Origin of the sequence: Novosphingobium guangzhouense, from assembly GCF_002896965.1 — a bacterium.
GTDB classification, from domain to species: domain Bacteria; phylum Pseudomonadota; class Alphaproteobacteria; order Sphingomonadales; family Sphingomonadaceae; genus Novosphingobium; species Novosphingobium guangzhouense.
The window spans coordinates 1-26,973 of record NZ_LYMM01000052.1 but is presented as its reverse complement, the minus strand read 5'-3'; the positions used below and the strand labels follow the sequence as shown (position 1 = coordinate 26,973).

Here is a 26,973-nt window from a genome sequence, read left to right as displayed (position 1 = left end):
TTCGCCAGAGGGAGCAGGATATACCGGCGCCATGAATGCCCTTTCCGCCTCTGCCGGTTCGCCCACATCGCCTCTGCTGCGCGCCGCGCCCTACCTGGCGCTGATCTGTTCGATGACGGCGTTCTGCGTGGGCACATCTTACGGCAAGCAGCTGTTTCCGGCTGTAGGCGCGACCGGAGCCATCGCGTATCGCGTGGGCTTTTCGGCGCTGGTTCTCCTTGTGCTGTTCCGTCCCTGGCGCCAGCCACTGACGCGCGCGGACCTGTTCGCGACGATGCGCTATGGCGCGGTGCTGGGGCTGATGAACCTCAGTTTCTATCTTGCCATCCGCACGATCCCGCTGGGCCTTGCGATCGCCATCGAGTTCCTTGGCCCGCTGACGGTTTCGCTGCTCTATTCGCGCCGTCCCGGCCAGTTCGCCATGGTCGCCATGGCGGCGGCTGGCCTTGCGCTGCTGCTGCCATGGCGCGAAACGCCCCATTCGCTTGACCCGGCAGGCGTCGGCTTCGCACTGATGGCGGGCCTGTGCTGGGGGCTCTACATCGTGTTCGGCAAGAAGACGACGCACCTTCCCGGCGGACAAGCCGTGGCGCTGGGCATGTCGACAGCCGCCATCGTCGTTGTTCCCATCGGCGTCGTCGGCGCCGGAACCGCGCTTCTTACCCCTTCCCTGATCCTGGTCGGGCTGGTCACCGCCGTCCTTTCCAGCGCGCTGCCCTATTCGCTGGAGATGATCGCCCTCAAGCAGATCCCCGCCAATCGCTTCGGCGTGCTGATGAGCCTTGAACCCGCCGTGGGCGCGCTGGCCGGGGTCGTCCTGCTGGGCGAACATCTGGTAGCGCTGCAATGGCTGGCGGTAGCGCTGGTGGTCGCCGCGTCGGTAGGGTCAGTGCTGCTGGGCGATGCCAGGCCAAAGCTGCCTGTGCCGCAGTAAGGTTTGACCTTGCCTGCGCCGACCGCCTAAGCCCGCCCAAACACACGGAACAAGGACGGTTCGCACAATGCAGGTGACTTCGCGCAAGCCCCGGATCCTGCTGACCCGGCGCTGGCCCGAAGCGGTGGAGGCTCGCCTTGCCGCCGATTACGAAGTCACCCGCAACCTTGCCGACACCCCGCTGACCCAAGCCCAGCTGGCCGACGCCATGCGTACCCACGATGCCCTGTGCCCCACCGTCACCGACCGGGTGACGCGCACCGTGCTGACCGTGCCGGATCGCCGCGTGCGCATCGTGGGCAACTATGGCGCGGGGTTCGAGCATATCGACCTTGCCGCCGCGCGGGAGGCGGGCATCCCCATTACCAACACGCCCGACGTGCTGACCGAGGCGACCGCCGACATCGCCATGACCCTGTTGCTCATGGCCAGCCGCCGTGCGGGCGAAGGAGAACGCGAACTGCGCGCCGGACGGTGGACCGGCTGGCGGCCGACGCATCTGGTCGGTCAGTCGCTATCGGGCAAGCTGCTGGGCCTTGTCGGTTTCGGGCGGATCGCGCGGGCAACGGCGAAGCGCGCCGAGGCTTTCGGCATGCGCATTGCCTACCACAGCCGCCGTCCCGCGCCCGACATGCCGCCCGAAGCCTACTTTGCAGACCTTGGCGACCTGGCGGCGCGCGCCGACATGCTTTCGCTTCACGCGCCAGGTGGGGCCGAAACGCGGCATATGATCGATGCCGCGCTGCTCGCCCGGATGCCTGCCCATGCCGTGCTGGTGAACACCGGCCGCGGCACTCTGATCGATGAGGCAGCACTGGCCGATGCGCTGAAGGCAGGCCGGATCGCGGCGGCGGGCCTTGACGTCTACGAAGCCGAACCTCAGGTCCATCCCGCATTGATGGACCTGCCCAACGTGGTGCTGCTGCCCCACCTTGGCAGCGCCACGATCGAGGCCCGCACGGCGATGGGCATGAAGGTCGCCGACAACCTCGACCGCTTCTTTGCCGGAGAGCCGCTGCTTGACCCGGTCGGCTGAGCGTGTCGCCGGGGCCGTCCGGCATTGGCTGGCGCAGCCACGCGAAGGAGCACTGACCCTTGGCCTGTGCGGTTCGCAAGGATCGGGCAAGTCGACGCTGGCCGAAGCCCTGAAGTCAGCGCTTGAAGCGGAAGGTCGGCGGGTAGCCGTGCTGTCGCTCGACGATCTCTACCTTGGCCGCAATGCGCGCGCCCAACTGGCCCGCAGCATCCATCCGCTGTTCGCCACGCGCGGCGTGCCCGGTACGCACGATACGGCGTGCGGCGTGGCCCTGCTCGACGCGGTTCGTGCGGGGAACGCCGTCACCCTCCCCCGCTTCGACAAGGGCCGCGACGAACCCGCGCCCGAGGGGGAAGCCGTTCCCGCCGGTCTGGACCTGCTGCTCTTCGAAGGCTGGTGTGTCGGCGCCCGCCCGCAGGATGCCGAAGCGCTGGCGGTGCCGGTCAACGCGCTTGAACGCGATGAAGACCCGGAAGGCGTGTGGCGCGGCCAGGTCAACGCACTGCTGGGCGGTTCCTACGCCGATCTCTTCGCCCGCATCGACCGGCTAGTCCTGCTCGCCGCGCCGGGATTCGAGGTGGTGCGTGGCTGGCGCGGACAGCAGGAGGATGCCTTGCGTGCCCGTGTGACGCGCGGGAAAAGCACGCAAGTCATGGACGATGCCGCGCTCGACCGGTTCGTGCAGCATTACGAAAGGCTGACCCGGCACATCCTTGCGGAAATGCCGGGCCGGGCCGACCTGGTGCTGCATCTGGCGGCCGATCGCAGCCTGATCGACTAGAGCATCAGTCCGCCGGGGCGGCGGGCTTCGCATCGCTGCCCGAAAGCAGCACGCCGTTGAACAGGAACTTGAAGGTCGCGAAGGGCTGCCCGCGTTGGGTCACTTCCGGCCCCATCAGGAACACGCGGCCCTTGCCCAGCCCGCCCTCGACGATGCCCGCGCCGCCGTTGAGCAGCTTTTGCCCCCAGCCCCAACCGGAAACCAGCGGGTCTTCCTTGTCGAACCAGCTGACCTTGCGCACCGAAGGCCCGTCCGCGCGGAAGACGGGGTTGTTGTTGTAGAACAGGTTGACCGTGGGTGCGACGCCGAAGGCCAGGGGATCGCTGCTGTCGACTTGCGCGCTCAGGATCGATCCGGGGACGTAGAAGCTGTTGGACGAAACCCGCTTTGCCTTGCCGTCCGGCCCCATGGGCGCAAGCAGGTTGGTGACCGGCAGGCCAAGCGCCTCTCCCATGCGGGTGGCGTTGCCTACCGCGACGACGGTGCCGCCCGCCTTCGCGAATGCCGCGACTTGCGGGAAGGTCGTCTCGGGTGTGATCTTGCCCAGCATCTTGCGGTAGGCCACGGGAATGTCGGCTGCGGCAGGTTGCGGACGAGACATGCCATCCTCGCGGCCAAGCACGTCGCTCTGGAAGACAAGGACGTCGTACTTTGCCTTGAGCCCGCCCTTGTCGAGCGCCTGGGGGTAAACGAGTTCGTAGGGGAATTCGTACTGCTCGAAGATCCAGCGGGTCCAGCCCGAAGCCATTGAGCCGCCGTAAACGTCGACAAGGCCGATCTTCACCGGCTTGACCGCGACCGCATCGCCCGCAGGCTTCGCGGCAACCGCATGGGCGTCAAGGCCAAGCGGTGCGACAGCAGCATCGACGATGGCCTTTGCCTTGGCAGAGGCCGGAACCCAAAGCGCGCCGGGGGCAAGCGTCTTGCCGTCCACGGTCAGGCCCTGCTTCATCCAGAACACCGGCAGCCCTGCCTTCAGCAGCCGGTTGGTGAGCGTGTAGCTGTTGTTGACGCCGTGATCGACGATCCAGCCTGCCCCGCCCGAACCCAGCACGCGGCCCGGCGGCGGTGCGGCGATCTCGTCGGGCACCAGCGGAAACGCGGGCGGCGGCGCATCCAGCACACGGTCGAACGCCACGTTCATCTGCAGAGCCAGCGTGTAGCCGGTGACATCGTAGGGCTTGATCGGCGGGCCGCCTTCATAGGCGAAATCCTGCGGGTGATCCTGCGGCTCGAACATGTCGAGCACGTGCGGCCGGAACGCCTGATCGCTGCGCACCACATAGCTGCCCGCCGGATAGCTCTTGCCCCCGAAGGTGAAGGCCGACGGCGCCTGCTGCACTTCTATCCCGGTCTTGATCAGGGCATTGAGGAAGCGCACCGTCGTCGGCATGTCCTGCTGCTTGTCGGCAGGGATGATGTAGGCGCGCGGCGCGCGCTTTTCCGGCGCGTTGAGCACGGTCTTGTAAAGGCTGGCGGGGATCACCTTCTCGGTGCCCCAGCTGAAGGTGCCTGCCGTCTCGTCCGGCCCCGGCTTCGGCATCGCCTTTGCCGCTTCCTTCGCAGCCTCGATGCGCTTGGGGGTCACGACCCAGCTGTCGGTGCTGCCCTTGGCGATCTGGTTGCGGCCCATGACATAGCGGTTGTACTGGATCGTCTCGCGATAGCGCGAAGCGTAGTCGAGGATCGCCCGGTCCATCTCCTTCACATAGTCGAGCGACTGCTGGAAGTGCCACTCCTGCGGCGCGATCGGCAGTACCTCGTCCTGACGCGGCAACTGGTTCTCCGGCACGAACGGGATCTTGAGCGGCGTGGGGTTGCCGATGATCTCGGTCAGGATGCCGATCTGGTTATGGAAATAGCCTATCGTGCGGATGCCGCCGTTGAACCAGGTCGAATAAGGCGCGGCCGAACGCATGGCGGAACCGCCCATCCCCTTCGCCACCAGCCGCGCGTGCATCATCTGCCCGACCACGTCGGTCTGGTTGATGACCAGCGGCTCGTTGTTGAAGTTGTAGGGATCGCGGAACGGCGGGATGAACACCACCGCGCCCAGCGGTCCGGTCTGGTGCTGGTTATAGAGGATCTGCGGGAACCACTCGCGGTATCCGGCGCGGTTCATGTTGGTCGTTTCGGGCTGGGTCGAGGCGAAACTGTCGCGGTTGTTATCGTGGCCGATGTACTTCTGGTAAAGCACCGGGATCGAGTCCGTGGTCAGCTTGTGCGGATCGGCCATGTACCAGTCGGCGACGAGTTCCAGCCCGTCCGGGTTGGCGAACACGAACAGCATGATGTCGTCGCCCAGCAGGCGCAGCGTCTCGGGATCGTTGCCCGTCAGCATCTCGTGGATGATCTGGACGTGGCTTTGCGCGTTGACGATCTCGCTGGCGTGGAGGCCCGCGTCCATCCACACCATCGCCTTGCCCTCGGCCGCAAGCGTCTTCGCGGCGGCGTCGTCAAGGCCCTTGGCCAGCGCCAGCTTCTGCGCGATCTGGCGGTACTTCTCGATGTTGCGGATGTTATCGGGCGAAGAAACGATCGCCATGTACTGCTCGCGCCCCTCGGCCGTCTTGCCGATGGAAACGACCTTGATGCGATCGCTTTCCTTCGCGACCTGCATCAGCCAGGCGGAAATCTTCGTGTAGTCGGCAAGGAAGTAATCGGCGCCGACCTTGCCGCCGACGACCTTTTCGGGCGCGGTGACGGCCGCACTGGTGGCGGGGGCGTCCTGCGCCAGCGCCGGCCCGGAAAGCGAAAGCCCGAGCGGGAGCGAAAGACACGTGGCGGCAAGCAGCAGATTGCGACGGGACATGGCGTTACTCCGGCTCGAGGGCAGGCGTGGTATGAGGAAGGGGCACAAGGAAAAAGCCGGGGCGGGCCGCTGGAGAGGCCCGCCCCGTCAGGATGGGTCAGCGTGCTTCGGCGAGGGTCAGGACCGTTGCGAGGCCGACCGCCATGTTCTTCAGATCCTCGGGCGGGTTCATCTTCATGCCCTCTTCCAGCGAGTGGGCACGGAAGGTGTCGAACCCGGAGCCGAGCGTCACGGCCTCTACCCCCATGCTCATCGGGATGTTGCTGTCGGTGGACCCGGCGCCGTACTTCGGCGTTACGCCCGATCCCTTGGCAACCGCCGTGGCGACCCGGATGATGCGCGCATCAAGCGGGGTGGTGCCCACCGGGCGGTCGCCGATCAGCTTGGCGTCATAGGAGATCTTGCCCTTGGCCGTCGATCGCGCGGCATTCTCCGCATCCACCGCAGGCTGCAGAAGGGCCAGGAACTGCTTCTCCTCCGCGTCCAGTTCGGGCTTGCCGTTGGAGCGCATGTCGATGGTCATGGCGGTGGCGAAGGGGATGGAGTTCACCGAAGTGCCGCCTTCAAGGATGCCGACGTTGTAGACCGTCTTGGGCTCTGCAGGGGCCTTGATCTTACCGAATTCGACCATGGCGTTGGCCATCGCGAAGGCCGGGCTGACGATGCCGAAATCACCCATCGAGTGGCCGCCGGGGCCGTTGAACGTCACCTTGTAGCGGCGCGATCCGGTGCCGGCGTTAGTGATGCGCCCTGCCCCGCCCGGCTCGAACGAGATGAAGTACTTGATCGCGTCCTTGTACTTGCCTTTCTGGAACAGGTAGCGCGATCCGCGAAGGTCGCCGGGGCCTTCCTCGCCCACGTTGCCCATGAACAGAATGTCGGCCTTGGTGGTGTAACCCGCCCGGTTCATCGCCCGGATGAAGGCCAGCAGCACCGGCAGGCTGGAGGTATCGTCGCCGATGCCCGGCGCGTAGAGGCCGTTGCCTTCGCGCCGCACCTTCACGTTGGTGCCGCCGGGGAACACCGTGTCGAGGTGTGCGGTGACGACGATCAGCGGCCCTCCTCCGGTCCCCTTGCGCAGCCCCATGACATTGCCGACTTCGTCACGCTCCACATCGGTGAGCCCTTCGGCCTTGAGCATCGCCATGTAGGCGGCGCCGCGCGCGTCTTCCTTGAACGGCGGGGCCTCGATCTCGGTCAGGGTGATGATGTCCTGGATGATCTTGTCGTAATCGCCCTTGAGCGATTCCTTGGCCTTGGCGAACTTCGCTCCGCCCAGCAGCGTGGCGGCGGCCTTGTCCTCTACCGTGGCGGCCTGCGCCGTCGGAGCGGTCAGCGCGATCGCGGCGGTTGCGGCCAGCAGTGTGATACGCATCATCAAATCCCCTGTATTCTAACTTAGAAGTTGCTGTAGATCGTCGCGCCCAGCGTGCGCGGGGCGGTCGTTGCCCAGTAATCCGGCACGCCCGCCGCACTGGAGATCGAATTCACGCCGATCTTGTTGAACAGGTTGCGCACGTAGAGGAACACGCCCATCCGGTCGTTCTGGACACCCGCGCGCAGGTTCACCATCGAATACTTCCCGAACTCGCGGTACAGGCTGTTGGTGGGCCGGATCTGCGAGGTCATCTTGCCGGTATAGGTCCAGTCGGCGCGCAGCATGCCTTCAAAGTCGTTGAAGGCCGGGAAGGTATACTCGGCCCCGGCACTGGCGGTGGTGCGCGGGATCAGCGGCAGGATATCGCCCTTGAGGCCCGATGCCGTGACTTCGGCGCTGACCTGGTCGGCGGTCAGGCGCGGCTTTACGTAGTGGAAGCTGGCGTTGAGGTTGAGCCCCGAAACCGGCCGTGCGCTGGCCTCCACCTCGACACCCTCGATCCGGGCGGAACCGACGTTGCCGATGTACGAGAAGTTGCCGTAAGTCGCGCGAACCGAGGTCTGCAGGTTGTTCCAGTCGATCCGATAGGCATCGATGTTGAAGGTCAGCTTGCGGTCGAACCACTGCGTCTTGAAGCCCGCCTCGTAGTTCCAAAGCGAGTCCGCCGCATACGTCTGCGCCGATTCCGGGATGCCCGGCGTCAGGTTCGCGCCGCCGGGCCGGAAGCCCTGCGATGCGGTGGCGTAGAACATGATATCCGGCGTGATCTTGAAGTCGACATTGTACTTCTGGATCAGCCCGCTCGCATCGGCGGTGACTTCGGAATAGGCGCTGGGCACCTGCCCGTTGAAGTAGTTGTAGCCCAGGTTCTCGCCGCCCACGGTCTTCTTGTAATCGTAATAGCGCAGGCCCGCGGTCAGCGTCAGCGGCTCGAATACGCGGTAGCTGATTTCGCCGTAAACCGCCGTCTGCTTGACCACGTCGGTGACATAGCGCGATCCCAGATCGACGGTGGGCTGCTGGCGTTCCCCTGTCTCTGGGATGCCTGCGAAGACCAGCGTGTCCACGCGGTCATCACGATCTTCGCGGAATACGCCGAAAGTGTAGCTGAACGGCCCCTTGCCGTTCGAGCTGAGGCGCAGTTCGTTGACGTAGTTGCGCACGAAGCGTGGCTGGTAGTTGCCGATCGGCTGCTGCGAGGCTGCCCAGTTCTGGTAGTCCGCCTGCAATTGGGCAGACGTCAGCCCGCCCGCATCGCTGGCACATGTGCTGGAATCGGTGGTTGCCCCGGCGCTCGTGCCTTGCAGGAGCGACCCTGCATAGGTGTTCTGGAACAAGCCGCAGTACCGGTTCGACGCAGCGATGCTGGCGTAGTTGTCCGAATTGTCGTTGGTCTGGCGCACGTCCCAGCGATAGTACGAATTGTTGAGCGCGAGCGTGCCGATGCCCGTCTCCCACTTGGTTTCCAGCGCATATAGCTGCAGCTTGTCATAGGCGGGCGAGGCGATCTTCTGTTCGGACACGAACTCGCCCACCGAGGGCGCCCATTGCGACGTGCCGTCGAACTTCTGCGTCTGCACGATCGTCATGAAATTCATGCTCAGCGTGTCGGTCGGCTGGAAGCCCAGCTGGAAGCGCGCGCCTTCGAGGGTGGAGCGGTTGAGGTTTTCCCTGCCGATCGTCGGATCATCGACATAGCCGGGGTTCTGCTGGCGATAGAGCACCAGACGCGCGGCCAGCATGTCGGAGATGATCGGCACGTTGACCGCGCCCTTCAGCGAATAGCCGAACTCGCCGTGCTCAACCGCTTCGCCGCCGAATTCCGTGGCGCCCTCGTACTTCGTAAGGTCCGGCTTCTTGAAGATCACGCGCAAGGTGCCGCCCATGGAACCCGAGCCGTAAAGCGTGCCTTGTGGTCCGCGCAGCACTTCCACGCGCTCCACATCGAAGAGGTTGAGGTTGGGCGTCACGCCCGAAGGGTCGGAGCTGGTGCCCGATGGGCCGGTCAGCGGTGTCTCGCCGTAATACAGGCCCACGGTGCTTTCGCCGGCGGTCTGGATGCCGCGGATGGAGATGCGGGTGCGGCCCGATTCACCGGCGATCAGGTTGAGGCCCGGCACCTGCCGCACAACGTCGGCGATACCCGTGGCGCCCAGGTTCTGCAGCGACTTTTCCGACAGCGCGGTGATCGCGACAGGAGTGTCCTGCACGCGGGTGGAGCGGCGCAGCGCGGTCACGACGATGTCCCCGACGCCCTCGGTAACCGCTTGTTGTGGAACCGTTTCCTGTGCCTGCGCGCCCAGCGGCAAGGCAAACAAGGACACGGAGATCAAAAATGCAGCGCGACCGTAGTGAGTGGCCATGATTGCCCCCTGTTGCAGCCGGCCCATGCCCCCGTCGCGATGCCGCCGATGCTTGGGCGATCTTCTGCGCGGCCAGGAACCGAAGCCGGTTCGTTGTCGAGGTTTCCCCTCCCGACGCCGAAAAAGCTGGGGGCCTTCACCTGTCACGAAGCTGTCACTGCCGCATTCTTTTCGAAAAAGAATCTTGCCGCCCGCGACAGGTTGATGACAGGTTCCATTCACAGACTGCCGAATCAAACGGCATGAAATTGCGCCGGGACAGGGCCGGCACTTAACGACACACAAAGGCACTCAAAGGGGCCTCACGGCACCTGAAGAGAAGACCGACAGGGACAAGAGGATGCCGCAACTCGCGTGAGGGAGTGTTTGTTGCGGATACTGATCGTGGAAGACGACGAGCGCCTGGCGCGCGGCATGGAAGCCTCGATGAGCGCGGGCGGCTTTGCCGTCGATGTCGTCGGCAGCGGAGAGGAGGCGCTCGATGTGCTGGCCGCCGAAACCTACAACGCCGCCATCCTCGACCTGGGCCTGCCCGACATGGACGGTCTGGAGGTGCTGCAGACGCTGCGCCGCAGCGGCGATGCGACGCCCGTGCTGATCCTGACCGCGCGCGATGCCGTGTCCGACCGCATCGCCGGGCTGGACCGGGGAGCGGACGATTACCTGTCCAAGCCGTTTCACCCGCGCGAACTGGAATCGCGGCTGCGCGCGCTGATCCGGCGCAGCCAGGGCACCGCCGACCCGGTGCTGCGCGTGGGCGACCTCAGCCTTGACCGGTCGACCCGCGTGGTGGAACTGCGCCGCTCGGTACTGGACCTGCGCCGCCGCGAACTGGCCGTGCTGGAAACGCTGATGGGCCGCCCCGGCAAGGTCGTGACCAAGCAGCGGCTCAATTCCGAAGTGTTCAACTTTGCCGACGCCGTCGCGCCCAATGCACTGGAAGTCTATGTGGGCCGCCTGCGCCGCAAGCTGATGCCGGATGGGCCGACGATCCGCACCATCCGGGGGCTCGGCTACATGCTGGAGACCTGATGGCCTCGCTGCGATCGCGGCTGACGGCAGCGGTGATGGTGCCGCTGCTGGCGCTGGCGGTGACGTTCGGCGGCATCACCTGCTGGATGGTACAGCGTTCGGGCGCTACGACATCGGACCGCATCCTGATCGGATCGGTGCGGCTGCTCAGCCGCGCGGCCGACGCCGGGGACGACGTGCGCGGCCACTTGCTACCACTGGCGGTCCACCTGCTGCAGCGCCGCTCCGCCCCCGTCACGCACTACAGCATCTGGGACGGCGGCACGCTGATCGCGGGGGAGCGTGACCTGGTGCCGCCGCCGCAGTACGACGCCCGCACCGGCCGCACCACACAGCGCCTGCCCGCCGCCAGCTTCCCGCGCACGTTCCGCAATACCCCGCTGACCGGCGGCTACGTCGATCCGCACGATGCCGAAGGCGTGATCCAGCCGGGATACCTGCGCGACGGCACCTTGCGCGGCAAGCCGGTGCGCATCGCCACCGAGATCCGCCGCCTGCATCGCAACGGCCGCGACGTGGTGGTACAGGTGGCAGACTTCGTGGACGACCGCTGGGCCTACCAGCAAACCTATTTCCTGCGCGTGTTGGGCGCGGGTGTGCTGATCGCGATGACGGCAGTGCTGCTGTTCTACTGGGCGATCACCTGGGGCCTTGCTCCCTTCGCGTCGTTGACCGGCCAGATCGAGACTGCCCGCCGCGAACCGCCTCCGCAGTTCCGCCTTGCACTGGAAGAGGATGCCCCGCGTGAGGCGCGGCTGCTGGCCGGATCGTTCAACGCCCTGCTGGCCCGTACCGAACGCGCGGTGGATTCGCTCAAGCAGTTCACCGCCAATGCATCGCACCAGATGCGCACGCCGCTTGCCGTAGTGCGCGTCCATCTTGATGTGCTGGAACGCTATGGCCCCGCATCCGCGCGCGGCGCTGCGGCGCTGGACGATATCGGCAATGCCGTGCTCTCTCTCGAACGACTGCTGCTGCAACTGATCGCCCTGGCCCGCACCGAGGAACTGGGCATCGCCGAGGACGCCGCTTTCGACCTTGCCGCCGTGGCCGCTGACCTTGTCGCGACGCGTATCGACCAGCCGGGGACGGAAACCCTCGACATCGGTTTCGAAGCGCCGGAGGACGGGCCGCTATTTGCCCGTGGCCATCCGGTGCTGGCGGCCGAGATGATCGGCAACCTGTTCGACAACGCCGTGCGCTACAACCGCCCCGGCGGCACCGTCACCGTGCGCGTGCTGCACCGCTCCGGGCATCCCCGCATCGAAGTGGAGGACGACGGCCCCGGCATTCCCGCGCAGGATCGCGAACGCGTGTTCGAACGCTTCTACCGCGCCCGCCCCTCCGGCCCTTCCGGGAGCGGCCTTGGCCTGTCCATCGTGCGGGCACTGGCGGAACGTATGGGGGCAGAGGTCCGGCTGGAACCCGGCCCGACCGGGCGCGGCGTGCTGGCAGCCATCGATTTCGCCGCGCGGCCGATGATCGAGGATGAACCGGAGGCGCAACAATTCGCGCTCGCGACAGCTTGCTGACAGGGTTTCCACGGCACAATCCCTATCATGAGCCAGGCGCCTTCGGGCGCGGCAACAGGATCACAGATGTCCGCAAAATCCTTCGTTCGGTCAGTTGCATGATCGAAACTGCTCCCCCGTCCCTCCCCCCTTCCGACGCCGCGGCACGCAGCCGTTTTCGACCGCACCTGCAGGTCCGCCTGCTGGCGGGCTTCCTGCTCGGCATGGGCGGCGGCACGCTGGCCGGCCTGTTCGCCAGCGATTCCCCCGCCACCGCGCTGCTGATGCGCTGGGTGGTGAAGCCCGTGGAGCAGGCATTCCTGTTCGCGCTGTTCCTGCTGATCGTGCCGCTGCTGGTTTCCGCCATCGTCAGCGGCATCGCACGGATGCGCAACATGGCGGGGATGCGGCGGCTGCTGCTGTCCACGCTGGCGCACATGCTGGCCGCATCGCTGGCCGCCGCGCTGATCGGGCTGGCCATGGTCAACCTGTTCCGCCCAGGTGATGTGGTGCCGGCGGAAATCGGCCAGCAACTGCTTGCGGCAGGCCACGCAGCGGCCCCGCCCAAAGGTCTGTCCAGCGGGTTCGGCGCGCTGTTTTCCTACGCGGCAGTCGAACGGCCGATCATGATCGTCATTGTCGCATCGGTGCTGGTGGGCATCGTGCTTACTTTCCTGCGCACCCGCCGCAGCGGCCACGTGCTGGCTACCAGCGAACGGGTGTTCGATGCCGGAATGCACGTGCTGGGCTATGTCGCGCGGCTGGCCCCCATCGCGGTCGCCGCCTTCATGTTCGACCTGACGCTGGTATTCGGCTGGCACCTGCTGCTCTACCTCAGCGCCTATGTCGGCGTGGTGGTCGCAGCGCTTTTGCTGCAGGTGGCGCTGACGTTCTTCGCGGTCGTGTGGATGCGCGGCGGCGTGACCCCGGCGGCGTTCCTGCGCGGAGTGCAGGAGCCAGCGGTCATCGCGTTCTGCACGTCGTCCTCCAACGCCACGCTGCCAAGCGCGCTGCGCGCCGCCGAACTGGACTTGCGCCTGTCGCCTCGCGTCGCCCGGCTGGTGCTGGGCGTGGGCACCATCGCCAATCAGGGCGGCACCGCGATCTACACTGCCGTGACCGTGCTGTTCATCGCCCAGTTCTTCGGCATGGACCTTTCGCTGGGGCGGCAGGCGCTGGTGCTGGCGGTGGCGGCACTGGCGGGCATGGGCACCATCGGCGTTCCGGCCGGATCGCTGCCTACCGTCGCCGCCGTGCTGGCGCTGGCGGGGTTGCCGCCCGAGGGCATCGGCCTTGTGGTGGGGGTGGACAGGCTGCTCGACATGTTCCGCACGATGGTCAACGTGGTGGGTGATCTGGCGGTCGCAACCGCAGTCTCACAGGACCAGAAGGCCACGACGGGCTCAGAACCCTAACGCATGCACAGGGCGCGGGCCACGTCCGGGCGAAGCTGCCATGTGCCCTGACGGATCACCCAGCTGCGCGCGCCTTCCTTGCTGATCGCATAGCCTTCGATATCCTGGCGCCGGTCATCATCGGGCCGCGGCCGATCGATTGCGCATGACACGAGCCGACCGCCGCTGTCGTAGACGAGGCAGGCCCCGGTCGCCTCCATGTAGCCGCTGCTGTCACGTTCGGTGACGGACCGGCTGACGATTTCCAACACCGTGCCGAATTCTGTCAGGCCGCCGGGCCCCGGCCGCGCAAAGCTGCGCAGGGCGACTATCTCTGCTCCCGCCCGCCGCGCCTCAAGCCCCAGCAGGTCGCGCCATGCGCCCGCCGCCGCACCGTTCATGTGCGTGGCGACTTCACCGCTCTGCACAACCGCCGTGTCAAGCGAGAGCAGTTGCCCGGGGTTGCCCTGAAAGACCGTCTGCGCAAAGCTCAGCATGGCAAGATCAAGCGCCTCCACTTGCACAGGCACCGCCCAGGCCAGCTGCTCTTCGGCAAAGTGCAGCCCGTCGGTCGGGAAGATGCGATGATGGCGGAAGGCCTCCATCCAGGCGAAGCGGATATTCTCGTCATCCACCGGCACAAGGCGCATATCGGCAGAGATGACCGCGCGCAGGAAGGTGAAGAAGGTGATCCCGAACGGCGGGGCATAGTCCAGCGCGCGGATCAGCATCGACTGGAACATCTGAGCCGTCTTCGCCAGCCGCGCGGCGATCTCTTCGGCCAAGGCGGGCGACAGCGCACCGGGGGGAAGTATCCCGCTGCCGTTGGTGGCGATCGCGATCAGGCCGGCAATCCGCTTGCTCGCAACGGTCTGGAAGGCGCGGTAGACTGCCTGCACCAGCACGTTGCCCAGCTGGTGCGGCTCCTCTCCCACTTCAGGGCTGTCGTACATCAGCTCGCCGATCAGGGGGCGCAGCGTTGCCGCTCCGGCCCCGCCCGCGCCCGAGGATGATTCCGAGTCCATGCCGGACGTCTGCGAGAACGTGCGCGCCAGCGATCCCAGCACGCCCAGCTGATCGATTTCGCCCCGCGCTTCGGTGATCTGCGCCGCCACCAGCTCGCCATAGGAATAGCGCTGGAATATTGCCATGAGGTCAGCGAAAGCCTCATGAAAGGCCAGCACGTCGCGGTGAGTGGCAGTCAGGAACGCCGGCTTCACCGCATCGAGCAACGCGTGGGTCATCTCGTGGACGATGACGTCATGCGACAGTGCGGTGAAGACCCGGCTGCCGGGCGCATAGCCCACGGTGTCTGCACGTGCCTTGTAGTGACCGAAAACGATGCAGGCCCGCGCCGGGTCGAACCACGCCTGGGCTTCCTCCGCTTCCCATGGAGACAGCCCGAAGCGCTCTGCCCGCGACCACACGCCGGTTGCGGGATCGAACATCAGGCCCAGCACGATCTCGCGCCCCAGTGCCCGGCGGAAGGTGCCGTAGATCTGCGAGGCTGTGGCATAGACCATCTGCGCGATGAAACGCGGATCGGTCAGCGAGGGCGGGTAACCGGCCTCTGCTATGGTGACGATGCCGTTCGGCTTCATCTTGTCGATGATCCGGCGCTCGGACGGCCACGCCGCCGCCGCGGGCAGCGTAACGGAGAAGTGGCGGCCATACAGGCAACCGCGCCGCTCTGAAAACTTCAGCCGCTCGTAAGGTTCGGACACCGTGACCACGCCGCCCCGGTTGGCGCGGGCGGTCGGATCGATGGCGAATATCCGCATCCGGCGAACCATCGGAATATGAGGATTGGGCCCTGCCCTGCGAAGCTCGTCCGCATCATCACCTTCGCTGCGCACTTCGCGCAGGACACGCGGGGATACCGTTATCGCGCCGTCCTGCGTCATACCGGCAAACCGAACAGCGGCTGCGCGCGATACAGCGCCGAACCTTCGAGCAACGGCTCCTGCTGTTCGCCCGCCATCTCGGCAGCGATGGCCGCGAAAAGGGCATCCGCGCTCAGCCCCGCGCCCTGCCCGCGCAGGATTTTCGTGGCCGCGCGGGTGAACACGCCCGAGCCCGCCTCTTCCATCGCTGACTGATGGGGAAGACAGGCGCAAAAGGTGACATAGGACAAATCCGCACCGTAAAGATCCGCAGCCCCGCCCGGCACAGCCGCTCTTGCAGACCGCAAGGACCGAGCGCCCCGCCGCGCGTCATAGGCTTTGAGGGCGATCGCATCAGGCAGGCTGACGCTGCGCGCCCGTCGATAGGCGCTACTGCCCAGTGCCATCCTGCTCGACCGGCCGGAGTGGCAGAAATCGTGAAAGCGGATCACTTTCACGCCTGCCGCGACCTGCATCAGTTCCGGCCACTCATCATCGATGATCAGCCCGCCATCGCGCCAGTCAAGCGCGACGAGCGCTTCGTCCTCGCCGTCGGCAAAGTGCTTGTCGTTCAGCTCATCGCCGTCGACGTCGAGCACGCGGCTGCCGTGGGAAGAGATATGGATCATCACGCTGTCCCCGGCCCGCGCCTTGCCCAGTATCCCGCGCAGCGCCTCACGGATCTGCCGCGCGCCAAGGTCCGGCAGCACGGTCGCCTGATATCCCTGCAACCGGAAGGTATCGGCCCAGGTGTTCGCGTCGTTGATGCAGCCGTAAAGACGCATCCCCTCGGGAAAGCCGTCATTGCCGATGCAAAGCGCGACCCTCTGCGCGCCCAGCTTCACGCCCGCACCGCCTTGTGTCTCAGGAGAAGAAGCAAGCGGCGACGCACCGACGAAATCCGGCACCGCATCGAACAGGTCGGCCGGCATGCCGTAGTAATTGGGCGCCACCGTCGCACGGCCCACGCGTGGCTCTCCCGGCGGGAAAGGCGGGTTCACCGTGTCCCCGTCACCCAGCCCGCGCATCCGCCGCACGATGTTCTCGATCGTCGCGACGTCGTTGTCGAAACCGCCATGCGACTGCGAACCCGAGGCCATCGTCGGCGCTGCTCCGCTGGTGGGCGACAGGATCACGTCATCGCCGAAAGCCTGCTTCACCGCCGGATCGACGCGGATGAAGTCCTCCATCCCCAGGATCGGCGTCTCCTTCTTCCCCTCGAACGCGCGGGAGACGAGGTAGAGCAGCGACTTGCGGTAGATGTTGGCGCAATTGTCCGCCCGCTCCGCCTGACGCGTCATGGCGAAAAGGGTGGCATCGCCGATCTTGCCCTGTGCGATCAGCTTGCCCAGCGTCGGCGCGAACAGGGCGTTGGTAATGGCCGGGGCAAGCAGGTGCAGCTGGCTGACCTGCAATCCGGCGTCGCAGAGCACCGGCAGGAAATGGGCGTGGAAGATGGACCCGGCACTGTGACCCACCGCGAAGATCTCGGTCGCGTCCGAAAGCGCCGCGCCCAGCTTCTGCGCGAAAAGCCTCGCCCCGCCCCCGGTTTCGCTGGTCCCGGCTTCACTGCCCCTCCGCGCGCTGTCCTTCATCGCATTCCACAGCAGGGTGCCGATCCTGCCGCCGATCAGTTCCACTGCCGGGTCGGTGGTGTAATCGTAGATATCGCGCGGCACTGCCCGTGCGCCCATCTGGCCGCGCCGCCGCTCCCCCTCCACGATCTGCCAGAACGTTTCCAGTCCGCCCGTTTCCCAGATGAAATAGACCGGGTAGATGCCGTGTGCCATCCACCAGCGGTGATAGGCCCATGCCGATGCCAGGCCGCTGCGCTCGTCGGTCAGCCCGCCGTGCGCGTAGAGCATCGGCCGATAGCCCTGCCCCACTTTCGCGGCGATAGAAGCGACCATATCGTCGATGTCGGCAGCATCCGTGGTCATGATGCCATCGTCGGACAGCACGCCCTTGCGCAAGTTGACGACATGCAGCGCCAGTTCGCGCAGCTGCTCGGGCGCGCCGGTGAAGGCGCCGGGGTCGACGAAGGCGGGCCAACTGGGAGCTACCGGGGCCGGGGCCGCAGGCGAAGATCGCGCCGTTGCACTACCTTCCTGCTCGGCAACGGACTTCGCGCCCATATCGGGAAGCCACTCCGGCCGCGCCACGCGCGCCTTGTCTTCGGCGATATTCCATTGCATCACGTAGGCCCTCAGCGCGTCGAGGCGGCCGAGTTGCAGGCTGCTCGCCTCCGCCCCCTCGCGCAGGACCAGCACTTGCGCCTGCCGGTCCGGTTCCAGCGCCCGATTGGGGCGGATGGAGCCGTCCGCGAACAGCAGGTAGTGGAAGCGCTGGCTGAGCGGGGCCGGCTTTTTGAGGCGCTCGGCCAGTTCGGCCTCGGGGACGTTGGCAACCCACTCGATCGCCAGCCACTCCTTTTGCGGATCAGTCATCGACATTCTCCTAGCCATTGGCCTGAAGCGGCCGGGTGAAACGGGACAACAGGATCGGCATCGTCGCGACGACACCCGGCGCAAGCGTCAGGAGCGAACCGGAGCCGCCGTGATCGAGGAACGTGATCAGCACCGATCCCGCCGCCACCAACAGCATCAGCGGCACGCGCAGCATGTGCCAGGCACCGCCGCGCTGCGCGTCTTGCCGGAACTGGAGAAACCAGTCGGGGTGCTCCAGCGTGCGGATCCAGTGTCCGAAGCTTTCGTTCATCAGCCGAAAGTTGGGATCAGTCTTGACCAGACGGCGCGACAGCAGGCTGTTGAGCACCGGGAAGTTGCTGGTGTTGATGAACTTTCCGTGGGCAAGATGGTGCAGCGTAAGGTGCTCCTCCTTGCTGGAACGCACCCATTCACCCTGATAATAGTCGCCCAGGAAGTTCGCCATGTATTCATGGACCTGTTCGCTGTAGATATTCCTGAGGTCGTTGACGATCGGCAGCTGCCCCGCGGGCGTTGGCCCCTTCACGTCCTTCTCCGACAGGCAGAACGAACGGATCTGTTCCTGTATGCGATCGGACGGGATCTGGATCATCTCGTTCGCGATCAAGTCTGCCACGGCCGGATTGCGCCTGCTCCAGCGCTCCACCGCCTCGCGTGCATCCTTTTCCTCGATCAGAGCCAGCAAGCGCCTGAGGTTCACGCTTTCCTCCGCAGCCGCAGTGCCCGGAGCGACAGGCACCGCCAGCGCCTCTGTCCAGGTGTAGGTGATGAATTCCGAGAACAGTTCGGCCCAGCGATAGGATTCGCTTTCGTTCATGATCCCTGCGGTGCCGGCCGCCTCGGCTTCGCGCTTTTCGCGATCGCGCGCCTGCCGCAGCCGTACCAGCGGCATCGTCTCCACGAAGAAGTAGACGTTCACCTCGCGCCGCGCGGTCAACTGCTCAAGCAGACCCAGCGCCTTCACCCTGAGATCGCGGTTGGCCACGATGCTTTCGAAGCCGGTGACGATCCACGACTTGGCTGCCAGCAGGGCCATGCTCTTCTCACCCAGCTTGTTGCGTTCAAGCGCCAGGTCGAACATCTCAAGCCGGTCGCGCGCTTCCAGACCGTTCTGCAGGTTGCGGAATTCGCGCGTGGGGTAATTGATGAAGACCGCCTTGATCGGGCGCGTCGACTGTCCCCGGATCTGCTCGGGCGTGTGGCGCGGGTGCAGTGCGCGGAAGCCGAAATGCTGCAGCCCGAACAGGTTCTGCGCCGCCAGTTCCAGCAGCCGCCATGTCAGGAAGGTGGCCAGCGCCATGGCCGCGATCGCCAGCAGCCAGTCGCGCACCGCGATCAGCGGATCGCCGGGCGGCATCGTCACCAGAAGGTGCCCGGTCCTTGCCGCTTCGGCCGCGGCATAACTGCTCAGGTTAGGCAGCCTCGGGGAAAGCGGCGCGGTAAAGCAGGGGCTGTCGGCGTCCCACAGCCGCATGATCTCGCAAGCCACCAGCGACGGTGCACCGGACCTGGCAGCGGCATGATCGGCAACCAGCTTGCGCGTGGACAAATCGGCCGGCGGAGGCTGCGCGGGCCGTGCAGGGCGATAGTAGATCGACTGCACCTGCGCGACCAGCGCATCGACCTGATGGCGCGACTGTTCCAGCACCCGCGCGTCGCCATGGGAATGTTCGACCCGCAACTGGCCCGCCGCCGCACTGCAGGCCGCCAGCGTGGGGATTACAGCCAGCAGGTAGATCGTGACCAGCTGATGCCGTAGCACTCGGTTTGCGCGGCGCATGACGGAAGGCGGCACAAACCCGGCAGACGCCAGGATCACGGGCAGGCGAAGCTCTTGCCCCAGCCGTTCTATCCGGCGTTCCAGCCGCCGTGCACGCTCCGCCCGAGAGAGCTTGCCACACCCCTCTTCGTCCGGCGCGCCATCGCGGGTCGCGAACCAGTCGATCGCGGACACCAGCCACATCACCACCAGCAGCACCGGATAGGCCAGGACGCGCCAGCCCGCGCCGGGGCTCTGCGCCAGCACGATCGTCGCCGCGATGCCCAGCACGACGTAGAACACCGTCGCCCCCTTGCCCCAGCCGACCGGCAGCGCGCCCCAGCTGTGATCGGCATCCTTGCGCGCCAGCAGGATCAACAGCAGGAACAACCCGACCCCGGCATGAAGGAACAGCGCGTCCCCCCGCACCAGCAGCAGGCCAAGCGGCATCAGCACAACCACCGCCAGCTGCGCCGACATGCCACGCAGATACCATTCGTCGGGCTCGGCGCTGTGGAACGGCTCAGGGTCCGGCCATAGCTTGCGCAGCAGGGTATGGGGGTCGAGAACGGCCAGGATGCCCAGCATCGCCGCCAGCAGTACGCCGATGCACAGCATCGTGATGCCGGCTACATAGGCAGGCTCCAGCGCCACGTCCTGAAGCTGCGACCGGTCATACCACGTGGCGACCAGCCAGCGCGCCGAGCACGAGACGCTCACCGACATGCGCACCCGCCTGCCCGCATAGCGCGCATCGAAAGGCGTGGCCGAAGCTGTCTCCTGCCCGGTAACGCCCTGCCCGCACCGCGTATCCACCGACGCCGCAAAGTCGGTCAGCGTGGCGGGCGTGTCGAGCTGGCTGCCGAACGTCTCGTTATGCACGCGCGCCGGGTCGGAATGCTGCAACACCTCAAGGCTGGCCGGATCGATGACGGCATAGCCGAACCCAGCCGGCACCGGCACCGCCAGCGTGGCCGCAGGCGGCTTCCCCGCCATCACCAGCGACTGCGCGTTCGGTGCGGTCAGCAGCAGGACCATGCGCGCGTCTCCGGTTGCCGATGCCGGGACCTGATCGACGGCATAGCTGTGACCCTGTGCGCAACTGCGCCCAACCGGCCGGCCGCAAGGAAACGGGGATGCCCGCAGGCGCCCGAAATAGCGCCGTTCGCGGATATCGCCGATGGGGCGGTCCCTGCTTTGCGTGACGCGCATCGGAATGCCGTTACGGACATCGCGAAGTTGCAGCATGATGAGCGGCAGCGGACCCGGCGCCAACTGCCAGGGCGGATCGATTGCCGGGCCGGGCGTCCGATTTGCCCCCGTCACGCGGCCCATGCGTGACCAGTCGCCCCAGCGCTGCCTTGCCGCATGTTCCATGGCCGACAGGCTGAGGCCGACCTCCCGGTCGATGTCCTGCGCGATGGAATTCGCCAGCCCCCGTACCATGGCATCCTCATTGCGCCTGAGATCTCCCCAGAACGCAATCACGGCGCAGGCCGTCACCAGCGTCGCCACCATCAACGGCACCGCCGCGATGATGCCGATGACGTCCAGCCACCCCAGCGAAGCGTTATGGTCGATCGACGCCAGCTTGATCAGCGGGATCAACAGCAACAGCACGACCACGGCAAAGCCGAACGCCGCCTTGGTGAACGGGCTGAGCGTGTTCAGCACTTCGGTTGCGCTTGGCGGATCGCCCAGCGCGCTGAGCATGCACAGGCGCGGCGTGCAGCGGAACGGGCCTTCCTCGCGCTCGATGGTCAGCGGGCGGCCGAAGTCCAGCGGCCACTGATAGACCAGCCGCTCCCGCCCGCCGACCGTGACGGCCGGAGGTTGCCCTGCCTTGCCCGCTGCCGCGGCAGCCGCCGCGTCTCCCTGCCTGCCGTCGCCCTGCCCGCCGTTGCCCTTGCCGCGCTGGCCATCCGGATCGGCAGCCTCGATCCGGCGGGGCCAGTCGCCGCGCAGCACCAGCAGCACTTCGCCATCCGGCCCGACAATCGCCAGATCCTGCGCCCGCGCCCTGTCGCTGCGCCCCTGTAGCACCGGCTGGGCAGACCCGTGCGCGCAGTATTTCCTGCCGTCAGGACTGGCGAGGGCAGAAAGCACGGGCTTGCGGTCCCGCGCCTGAAAACCGTCAAGCCGAAGGCGCAGCGTCGACAAGCTGGCCGCCATGTGGGCGCAGTCATCTCCGGCACCGAACCAGACCTGATAGCGATCGTTGATGCCAGACGGGCTTCCGCCGTCGCTCTGCCCCTCGGTCGAAGTGCGCCGGGCCACCATGTCGCCCAGGTCGCGCAACTCGCTGACCATGCGCCCCACTTCGCCAAAATCAGTCTGCTGGCGTTGCAGCACGAGTTCGGACCGTGAATGGATGAAGAGCAGGCCAAAGAGCAGCGCAACAGCGATGGTGGTGGACAACAGCACTGCAAGCGATCGGATGCCCGGCAGGGATGGTGCCCCGGCCACGTCAGGCGGCCCACTGACGCCGATGGGCGACGGCAGGCTGCGCAAACACGACAAGGCGAAACCATCCGGCCAACGGCATGCCCTACCCCACTAAGAAGATGCCCCTAAGCATTGCCCTCAGGGCAAAGACCGCTTCACGTCCACCCTGTTGGTCAGCAATCACCACGAACACTATTTCGTGGATTATTCAAGTCCTCAAATTATGACGATGCCGGATATGATTTAATATCCGTGGCATTCGTTTACCTTCATTTACCTGAAAAGTTATTGAACACTATAATAAGCGCGAAAGACGAATGCCTGCGCGCATCATACTTAAAATTATTACAAATATCGTCACTTGACGTTTACCCGAAACCAAGGACTGCGGCACTCGCCGCCCGCCGCAACAACCCAGGGACGGCGCCCAGAAAGCCGGCCTGCCCGACGATACCTTCGCGCAGGCGGACAAAGGCTATTTCCGCGAAATGGACGACGGCCTCGCCCTGTCCCCGGACGAGGTGAAGAACTGCAACACGTGGCTGGTGTGGCCCGGCGGCAACGACCGCTTCTGGAATTACATGAGCACCCCGACACTGGCCGGGATGGAGCGCCGGATTGGTTCCTTATGCCGCTCATGGCGCGGTTCCGGGGTTACTATCCCGGCTATGGCACAGACTAGTGGCCGGGGCTCGACGCCATCAGATGGACTGTGCCCAAGGGCCAGACCGACAATCGCGTGCGTGCGGTCCGCCTCGATCGGGCCGCGTGGCAGCCTTCACGCTCGTTGCGGACAGCTTTCCCATGACCAAAACCTTCCCGCATTTCATCCCACATGACCAGTCGGACACCGATGAATGGGGCTGGATGCGGCAGGATGCAAATCACTTGGCAAGCCTTGGAATTCCCTAGCTTTCTATGGATCGCTCTGGATGTGCCTGGAAGAGTAAGTGGCGGAGAGGGTGGGATTCGAACCCACGGTACGGTTGCCCGTACACTGCATTTCGAGTGCAGCGCATTCGACCACTCTGCCACCTCTCCGCTTGAGACGTGTGCGGTGGAAACAAGCTCCACCGGGTCGGGAAGCGCGCCGTTAGCCGACCTGATCGGGCTTGCCAAGCCCTCTTTTCACTTTTTAGTGAATAGCCCGCAAGGCTCGCTTGTTTGATATCTCCGCGAAACCTATATCTTGGGCATGAACAGAGCGTCTTTCTTCTCTGCCCAGGCTGGCCGCGTTATCGACGCACCGCTGCGGACGCGGGCGCGGTTCGCCATTGGCGATGTCGTCCGTCACCGGCTCCACGACTTTCGTGGCGTGGTCGTCGACATCGATCCCGTTTTCGCCAACAGCGAGGAATGGTATGAATCCATTCCTCCTGAAGTCCGCCCGGAACGCGACCAGCCGTTCTATCACCTTCTCGCCGAGAGCGAAGATACGAGCTACGTCGCTTACGTCAGCCAGCAGAACCTTACAGGGGATGCGGATGGCGGCCCAGTGGACCACCCATCGCTTTCGCAGATGTTCGACGATTACGACAACGGACGATACCAACTGCGCAGGCGCCTGGCGCACTGAGCATAATGCGCCGACGCGCCTAAAGCGGCGGGGACATGACATCGCCGCCGCCGGAGGGCCGGGCAAGCATCCTTGAGATCGCGTCGGCGGCGACCGGCCGCGAGAAGAGGTAGCCCTGGACTTCGTGGCACCCCACCCGCTGCAGGAATGCAAGCTGATCCGGCGTTTCAACGCCCTCTGCGGTAAGGCGCAGCCCGTTGGCGCGGGCCAGCCCCACGATAGCCTCCACCAATGCCGCCCCCGGCACCGTATCGACCGCATTGACGAATGAGCGGTCGATCTTGATCCGGTCTACCGCAATGTCGCGGATATGGCTCAGCGACGAATAGCCGGTGCCGAAGTCGTCGAGCGCGCAGCACACACCCAGCTGCCGCAGGTCCGCCAAGGCATCGGCCACATCGCCTGATGCAGCCATGAGCGCCGTTTCGGTCAGCTCCAGTTCCAGCCGCTCGGCACTTATCCCACCCTGTAACAGCTCGCGCACGATATCGACGAACTTGCGACTGCGTAGCTGGATCGGCGAGACGTTGACGGCGACGCGAAGATCCGGCCACGCCCGCGCATCCTGCACCGCGCGGCGCAGTACCCATTCGCCCAGCACGGTGATGAGGCCGGTTTCCTCTGCCGAGCGGATGAAATCGCCGGGCGCGACCAGCCCTTGCTCCGGGTGCTGCCAGCGCAGCAAAGCCTCAACGCCGACCATGCGGTTTTTTTCGAGCGACCAGATGGGCTGGTAATGTACCTCAAGCTGCCGATCGCAGTCGGCCAGCGCCAGCCGAAGTTCCCGGTAGGTCTCCTCGCGCGAGCGCACGTCGAGGTCCATGTCCGGCGTGAAGAACACGTAGCGACTGCGACCTTCTATCTTGGCCTTGTACAGCGCGATATCGGCCTTGCGCGTCAGTTCGGTGCGGTCAAGCCCGTCCCCCGGGGCCACCGCCACGCCGATGCTGGCGCCGATGAAGGCCTGCGAACCGGAGAGATCGAACGGGCGCTCCAGTTCGGTCACGATGCGCGCGCAGATCCCCTCGATCGCGCTGCGGTCTTCGGGCTCGCCGATGAGGATCGCGAATTCGTCACCCCCCAGCCGCGCGACGATGTCATAGCCGCGCACTTCGGCAACCAGCCGCCGTGCGACCTGCCTGATCAGCGCATCCCCCGCCGGATGACCAAGCGTATCGTTGACCTGCTTGAAACGATCGAGGTCGATGTAGAGCAGTGCCAGCAAAGTCCTGTGCCGCCGCGCGCGAGCCAGCACCTCGTCCAGCCGCTGCTCGAACATCGCGCGATTGCCCAGCCCCGTCAGGTCGTCATGCGTGGCGCGGTGCTGCGCATGGAGGCGGCTTTCCTCCAGATCATGGGTGCGCCGCGCCAGCCGGTTCGCCAGCACGAACAGAACGACCGTCACCAGCAACAGCGCAATCACCAGCGGCGGAGCAAGCGCGGCGATGACCTGACTGCCGGGTGCAAACGGCTGCCAGACAAGATGGCTGACAACGCGGCCCGAACGGTCGCGCAAGGGTACTGAACGCAAGGTATCGTCCGTTGGCGGCGCGAAGGCGAACCGTGCGCCGGCCAGCCCATATTGCTGCGCGATCTCGCCGATGAAGCGATCGTCGAGATACGCCACCGCGACATGAATCGAGTCCCCACCCGGCAGCTGGTGCACCGCGCCGTTGTCGGGAACAATCGGCTTCAGGCTGACGATCGCCGGTCGGCCACGTATCATCGCGATATCGGCCTGCCCCGGCGAAAGCATGGCAATGTCCGCGCCGGTTCGCTTCCTGGCGGCCGGGATCTTCTTCAGCCTGGCGAGCAGCGGCATCGCCACTTCCTCCACCGCGATGAAAGTCTCGGGCCGGACGCGCCTGCCGTCACGCATCGCATAGATAGGATGGCCTTGCGGATCGAGGATATAGGCCTCGTCGATACCGGCATAGTTCTGGAACCAGATGCCCAGGTTACGGTCCAGCCAGCCTGCGTCGAGAGGGCGCCTGACGACCTGCCTGACCGCTTCGCTCCACACGGTCGTGGCTTCCTGGGCGTGGCCGACGCGATCCATGCTCTTCACAAGGATCTGCGAAACGATCACTTCATCGCGGTTACGGGCGATGCGATCGACTTCGTGCCCGGACCATTCCAGCAGCCCGAGCATCAAAGCCAGCAGGCACAAGGCCGCAGCCACGACCGGCGCTGTCAACCGACCGACCATACGCTTGCGATTTTCGCCCAAGGCCAATCGTGAACTCACATCAGCCTGCCTGCACTAGAGCAGATAAAACTTCCTTAAAAAAAAGCTCTCCGCTCATGCGAATCTTTACGGTTATTTGCCGCCTTCAGCCCTTCAGCTTCCAGCCTGACCGCAGGACGAGAAATACTACCGCTGCCAGTACCGCATCAAGCACGCCAACGCCCAGCGCGCTGTGCAGGACGGCCATGTTGGTGTCACCGATATCGCTCTGCCCCAGGAAGCCGAAACGGAAGCCCGAAATCACATAGAAGAACGGGTTTACGCGGCTGATTGCCTGGAAAGCGGGCGCCAGATTGTCGATCACGTAGAATGTGCCCGATAGCAGCGAAAGCGGCGCGATGACGAAGTTGGTGACGGCGGCGTTATGGTCGAACTTCTCGGCCCAGATCGAAGAGAGCAGCCCCAGAAGCGCAAGGAAGGTCGCCCCGGCAAGGCCGAACCACGCGACCGCCCATGGATGGGCCATCGAAAGGTCGACGCCCGGCCACAACAGCATCGCCAGCGTCAGCGCCAGCCCTACCAGTACCGCGCGGGTGACGGCGGCGCCGATCATGGCCAGCATCAGTTCGGCCTCGGTCAGCGGCGGCATCAGGTAGTCGACGATGGTGCCCTGCACCTTGCCCGCCAGGAACGAGAAGCTGGAATTGGCGAAGGCGTTCTGCATCATGCCCATGACGATCAGGCCCGGCGCCACGAACGTCGCAAAGTTCACGCCCAGCACCTGACGGTCGCCGCGCCCCAGCGCCACGGTGAAAATCACCAGGAACAACATCGTTGTGATCGCCGGTGCCCAGATCGTCTGGGTCTGGACCTTGAAGAAGCGCCTGACCTCCTTCATATAGAGCGTCTTGAGCCCCTCCCAGTTGACCTGGTGGATCAGGGGTTCTCCTTTTGCCGGAAAACGGCGAGTCGCATTGCCGTTGGGGCCATCGGGGCTCAGTATCCCCGAGGTGTCCGGCAGCTCAGTCGAATGGGGTTGATCGGCCATGCACCGGCGACTATCGGCTGACGCCTTCCGAGGCAAGCGGCGCCTGGAAATCAGGGGCGATTCTCTCGTCCCCACGAAGCGATGGAACTGGAATGAGCTGGACTGACGAGCGGATCGAGAAGCTGACCAAGATGTGGGAAGGTGGTTCTACCGCCAGCCAGATCGCGGACGAACTCGGCGGCGTCAGCCGCAATGCGGTGATCGGCAAGGCCCATCGCCTTGGCCTCAAGGCGCGACCTTCCCCGGTGAAGGCAAACGAAAAACCCGCGCGCCCCGCACCTGCGCCCAAGAAGCCCAAGCCGGTCGACACCGCGCCGCCTTTCGCCACCGGCGCGGCTGAAGCCGCTCCGGCCCCGCGAGTCGAAGCGCCCGCACCGCGCGCTGCC

The 26,973-nt window shown here is 65.5% G+C and carries 16 protein-coding genes and 1 tRNA gene; 8 read left to right on the top strand and 9 right to left on the bottom strand.

The window, feature by feature from the left end; genetic code table 11:
* The first annotated feature begins 31 nt into the window (after positions 1 to 31).
* From A8V01_RS19180 to A8V01_RS19170, 3 genes are all read left to right on the top strand, one after another.
* On the top strand, positions 32 to 934 hold the full coding sequence (locus A8V01_RS19180) for an EamA family transporter (protein ID WP_103097939.1): 903 nt from the start codon (positions 32 to 34) through the stop codon (positions 932 to 934).
* A gap of 67 nt (positions 935 to 1,001) precedes the next feature.
* Complete coding sequence (locus A8V01_RS19175) at positions 1,002 to 1,970, top strand: 2-hydroxyacid dehydrogenase (protein WP_103097938.1); 969 nt, start codon at positions 1,002 to 1,004, stop codon at positions 1,968 to 1,970.
* Positions 1,954 to 2,751, top strand: a complete 798-nt coding sequence (locus A8V01_RS19170) for an adenylyl-sulfate kinase (RefSeq protein WP_103097937.1) — start codon at positions 1,954 to 1,956, stop codon at positions 2,749 to 2,751. Before A8V01_RS19175 ends, A8V01_RS19170 begins: the two co-directional genes overlap by 17 nt.
* Before the next feature lie 4 nt (positions 2,752 to 2,755).
* Here A8V01_RS19170 and A8V01_RS19165 read toward each other — a convergent pair whose 3' ends face one another.
* The 3 genes from A8V01_RS19165 to A8V01_RS19155 all read right to left on the bottom strand — a co-directional run bounded on the left by A8V01_RS19165 (position 2,756) and on the right by A8V01_RS19155 (position 9,304).
* Positions 2,756 to 5,563: a M14 family metallopeptidase gene (locus tag A8V01_RS19165; protein ID WP_103097936.1), complete on the bottom strand. Its 2,808-nt coding sequence runs from the start codon at positions 5,561 to 5,563 to the stop codon at positions 2,756 to 2,758.
* Positions 5,564 to 5,660: 97 nt separating this feature from the next.
* The gene (locus tag A8V01_RS19160) at positions 5,661 to 6,941 is read right to left on the bottom strand and encodes a M20/M25/M40 family metallo-hydrolase (protein WP_103097935.1); all 1,281 of its coding nucleotides are present in this window, start codon (positions 6,939 to 6,941) and stop codon (positions 5,661 to 5,663) included.
* Positions 6,942 to 6,961: 20 nt separating this feature from the next.
* Positions 6,962 to 9,304 (bottom strand): TonB-dependent receptor, encoded by a 2,343-nt coding sequence (locus A8V01_RS19155; protein WP_170065997.1) that lies wholly within the window; start codon positions 9,302 to 9,304, stop codon positions 6,962 to 6,964.
* Between the two features lie 369 nt (positions 9,305 to 9,673).
* Between A8V01_RS19155 and A8V01_RS19150 the strand changes: the two genes are divergently transcribed.
* The 3 genes from A8V01_RS19150 to A8V01_RS19140 all read left to right on the top strand — a co-directional run bounded on the left by A8V01_RS19150 (position 9,674) and on the right by A8V01_RS19140 (position 13,262).
* Positions 9,674 to 10,336 carry a response regulator gene (locus A8V01_RS19150; RefSeq protein WP_103097933.1) on the top strand — a complete coding sequence of 221 codons (663 nt, stop codon included), beginning with the start codon at positions 9,674 to 9,676 and terminating at the stop codon, positions 10,334 to 10,336.
* Positions 10,336 to 11,868: a sensor histidine kinase gene (locus tag A8V01_RS19145; protein ID WP_103097932.1), complete on the top strand. Its 1,533-nt coding sequence runs from the start codon at positions 10,336 to 10,338 to the stop codon at positions 11,866 to 11,868. Before A8V01_RS19150 ends, A8V01_RS19145 begins: the two co-directional genes overlap by 1 nt.
* A gap of 98 nt (positions 11,869 to 11,966) precedes the next feature.
* Positions 11,967 to 13,262 (top strand): dicarboxylate/amino acid:cation symporter, encoded by a 1,296-nt coding sequence (locus A8V01_RS19140; protein ID WP_103097931.1) that lies wholly within the window; start codon positions 11,967 to 11,969, stop codon positions 13,260 to 13,262.
* Here A8V01_RS19140 and A8V01_RS19135 read toward each other — a convergent pair.
* The 4 genes from A8V01_RS19135 to A8V01_RS19120 all read right to left on the bottom strand — a co-directional run bounded on the left by A8V01_RS19135 (position 13,259) and on the right by A8V01_RS19120 (position 22,816).
* On the bottom strand, positions 13,259 to 15,145 hold the full coding sequence (locus A8V01_RS19135) for a gluzincin family metallopeptidase (RefSeq protein ID WP_103097930.1): 1,887 nt from the start codon (positions 15,143 to 15,145) through the stop codon (positions 13,259 to 13,261). The genes A8V01_RS19140 and A8V01_RS19135 overlap by 4 nt on opposite strands.
* On the bottom strand, positions 15,142 to 17,571 hold the full coding sequence (locus A8V01_RS19130; protein ID WP_146037323.1) for a caspase family protein: 2,430 nt from the start codon (positions 17,569 to 17,571) through the stop codon (positions 15,142 to 15,144). Before A8V01_RS19130 ends, A8V01_RS19135 begins: the two co-directional genes overlap by 4 nt.
* Positions 17,572 to 17,581: 10 nt before the next feature.
* On the bottom strand, positions 17,582 to 21,850 hold the full coding sequence (locus A8V01_RS19125; protein ID WP_146037322.1) for a hypothetical protein: 4,269 nt from the start codon (positions 21,848 to 21,850) through the stop codon (positions 17,582 to 17,584).
* An 876-nt stretch (positions 21,851 to 22,726) separates the two neighbouring features.
* Positions 22,727 to 22,816: transfer RNA gene (locus A8V01_RS19120), tRNA-Ser, on the bottom strand.
* A gap of 154 nt (positions 22,817 to 22,970) precedes the next feature.
* Here A8V01_RS19120 and hspQ point away from each other — a divergent pair.
* Complete coding sequence (gene hspQ, locus A8V01_RS19115) at positions 22,971 to 23,351, top strand: heat shock protein HspQ (protein ID WP_103097927.1); 381 nt, start codon at positions 22,971 to 22,973, stop codon at positions 23,349 to 23,351.
* A gap of 19 nt (positions 23,352 to 23,370) precedes the next feature.
* Here the strand turns inward: hspQ and A8V01_RS19110 are convergent, their stop codons facing one another.
* Together A8V01_RS19110 and A8V01_RS19105 are read right to left on the bottom strand one after the other, a co-directional pair.
* Positions 23,371 to 25,599 carry a putative bifunctional diguanylate cyclase/phosphodiesterase gene (locus tag A8V01_RS19110; protein ID WP_245892728.1) on the bottom strand — a complete coding sequence of 743 codons (2,229 nt, stop codon included), beginning with the start codon at positions 25,597 to 25,599 and terminating at the stop codon, positions 23,371 to 23,373.
* Between the two features lie 85 nt (positions 25,600 to 25,684).
* Positions 25,685 to 26,587, bottom strand: coding sequence for an ABC transporter permease (locus A8V01_RS19105; protein ID WP_211295080.1), 903 nt, complete (start codon positions 26,585 to 26,587; stop codon positions 25,685 to 25,687).
* Positions 26,588 to 26,679: 92 nt separating this feature from the next.
* Here A8V01_RS19105 and A8V01_RS19100 point away from each other — a divergent pair.
* Positions 26,680 to 26,973: GcrA family cell cycle regulator (locus tag A8V01_RS19100; protein WP_245892727.1), on the top strand; the 294-nt coding region annotated here is incomplete at its 3' end.

Excerpts from the sequence above, each read along its gene's own strand:
- A8V01_RS19180 (WP_103097939.1), top strand. The coding sequence starts at position 32 with ATGAATGCCCTTTCCGCCTCTGCCGGTTCGCCCACATCGCCTCTGCTG.
- A8V01_RS19175 (WP_103097938.1), top strand. The coding sequence starts at position 1,002 with ATGCAGGTGACTTCGCGCAAGCCCCGGATCCTGCTGACCCGGCGCTGG.
- A8V01_RS19165 (WP_103097936.1), bottom strand. The coding sequence starts at position 5,563 with ATGTCCCGTCGCAATCTGCTGCTTGCCGCCACGTGTCTTTCGCTCCCG.
- A8V01_RS19160 (WP_103097935.1), bottom strand. The coding sequence starts at position 6,941 with ATGATGCGTATCACACTGCTGGCCGCAACCGCCGCGATCGCGCTGACC.
- A8V01_RS19155 (WP_170065997.1), bottom strand. The coding sequence starts at position 9,304 with ATGGCCACTCACTACGGTCGCGCTGCATTTTTGATCTCCGTGTCCTTG.
- A8V01_RS19145 (WP_103097932.1), top strand. The coding sequence starts at position 10,336 with ATGGCCTCGCTGCGATCGCGGCTGACGGCAGCGGTGATGGTGCCGCTG.
- A8V01_RS19140 (WP_103097931.1), top strand. The coding sequence starts at position 11,967 with ATGATCGAAACTGCTCCCCCGTCCCTCCCCCCTTCCGACGCCGCGGCA.
- A8V01_RS19135 (WP_103097930.1), bottom strand. The coding sequence starts at position 15,145 with ATGACGCAGGACGGCGCGATAACGGTATCCCCGCGTGTCCTGCGCGAA.
- A8V01_RS19130 (WP_146037323.1), bottom strand. The coding sequence starts at position 17,571 with ATGACTGATCCGCAAAAGGAGTGGCTGGCGATCGAGTGGGTTGCCAAC.
- hspQ (WP_103097927.1), top strand. The coding sequence starts at position 22,971 with ATGAACAGAGCGTCTTTCTTCTCTGCCCAGGCTGGCCGCGTTATCGAC.
- A8V01_RS19105 (WP_211295080.1), bottom strand. The coding sequence starts at position 26,587 with ATGGCCGATCAACCCCATTCGACTGAGCTGCCGGACACCTCGGGGATA.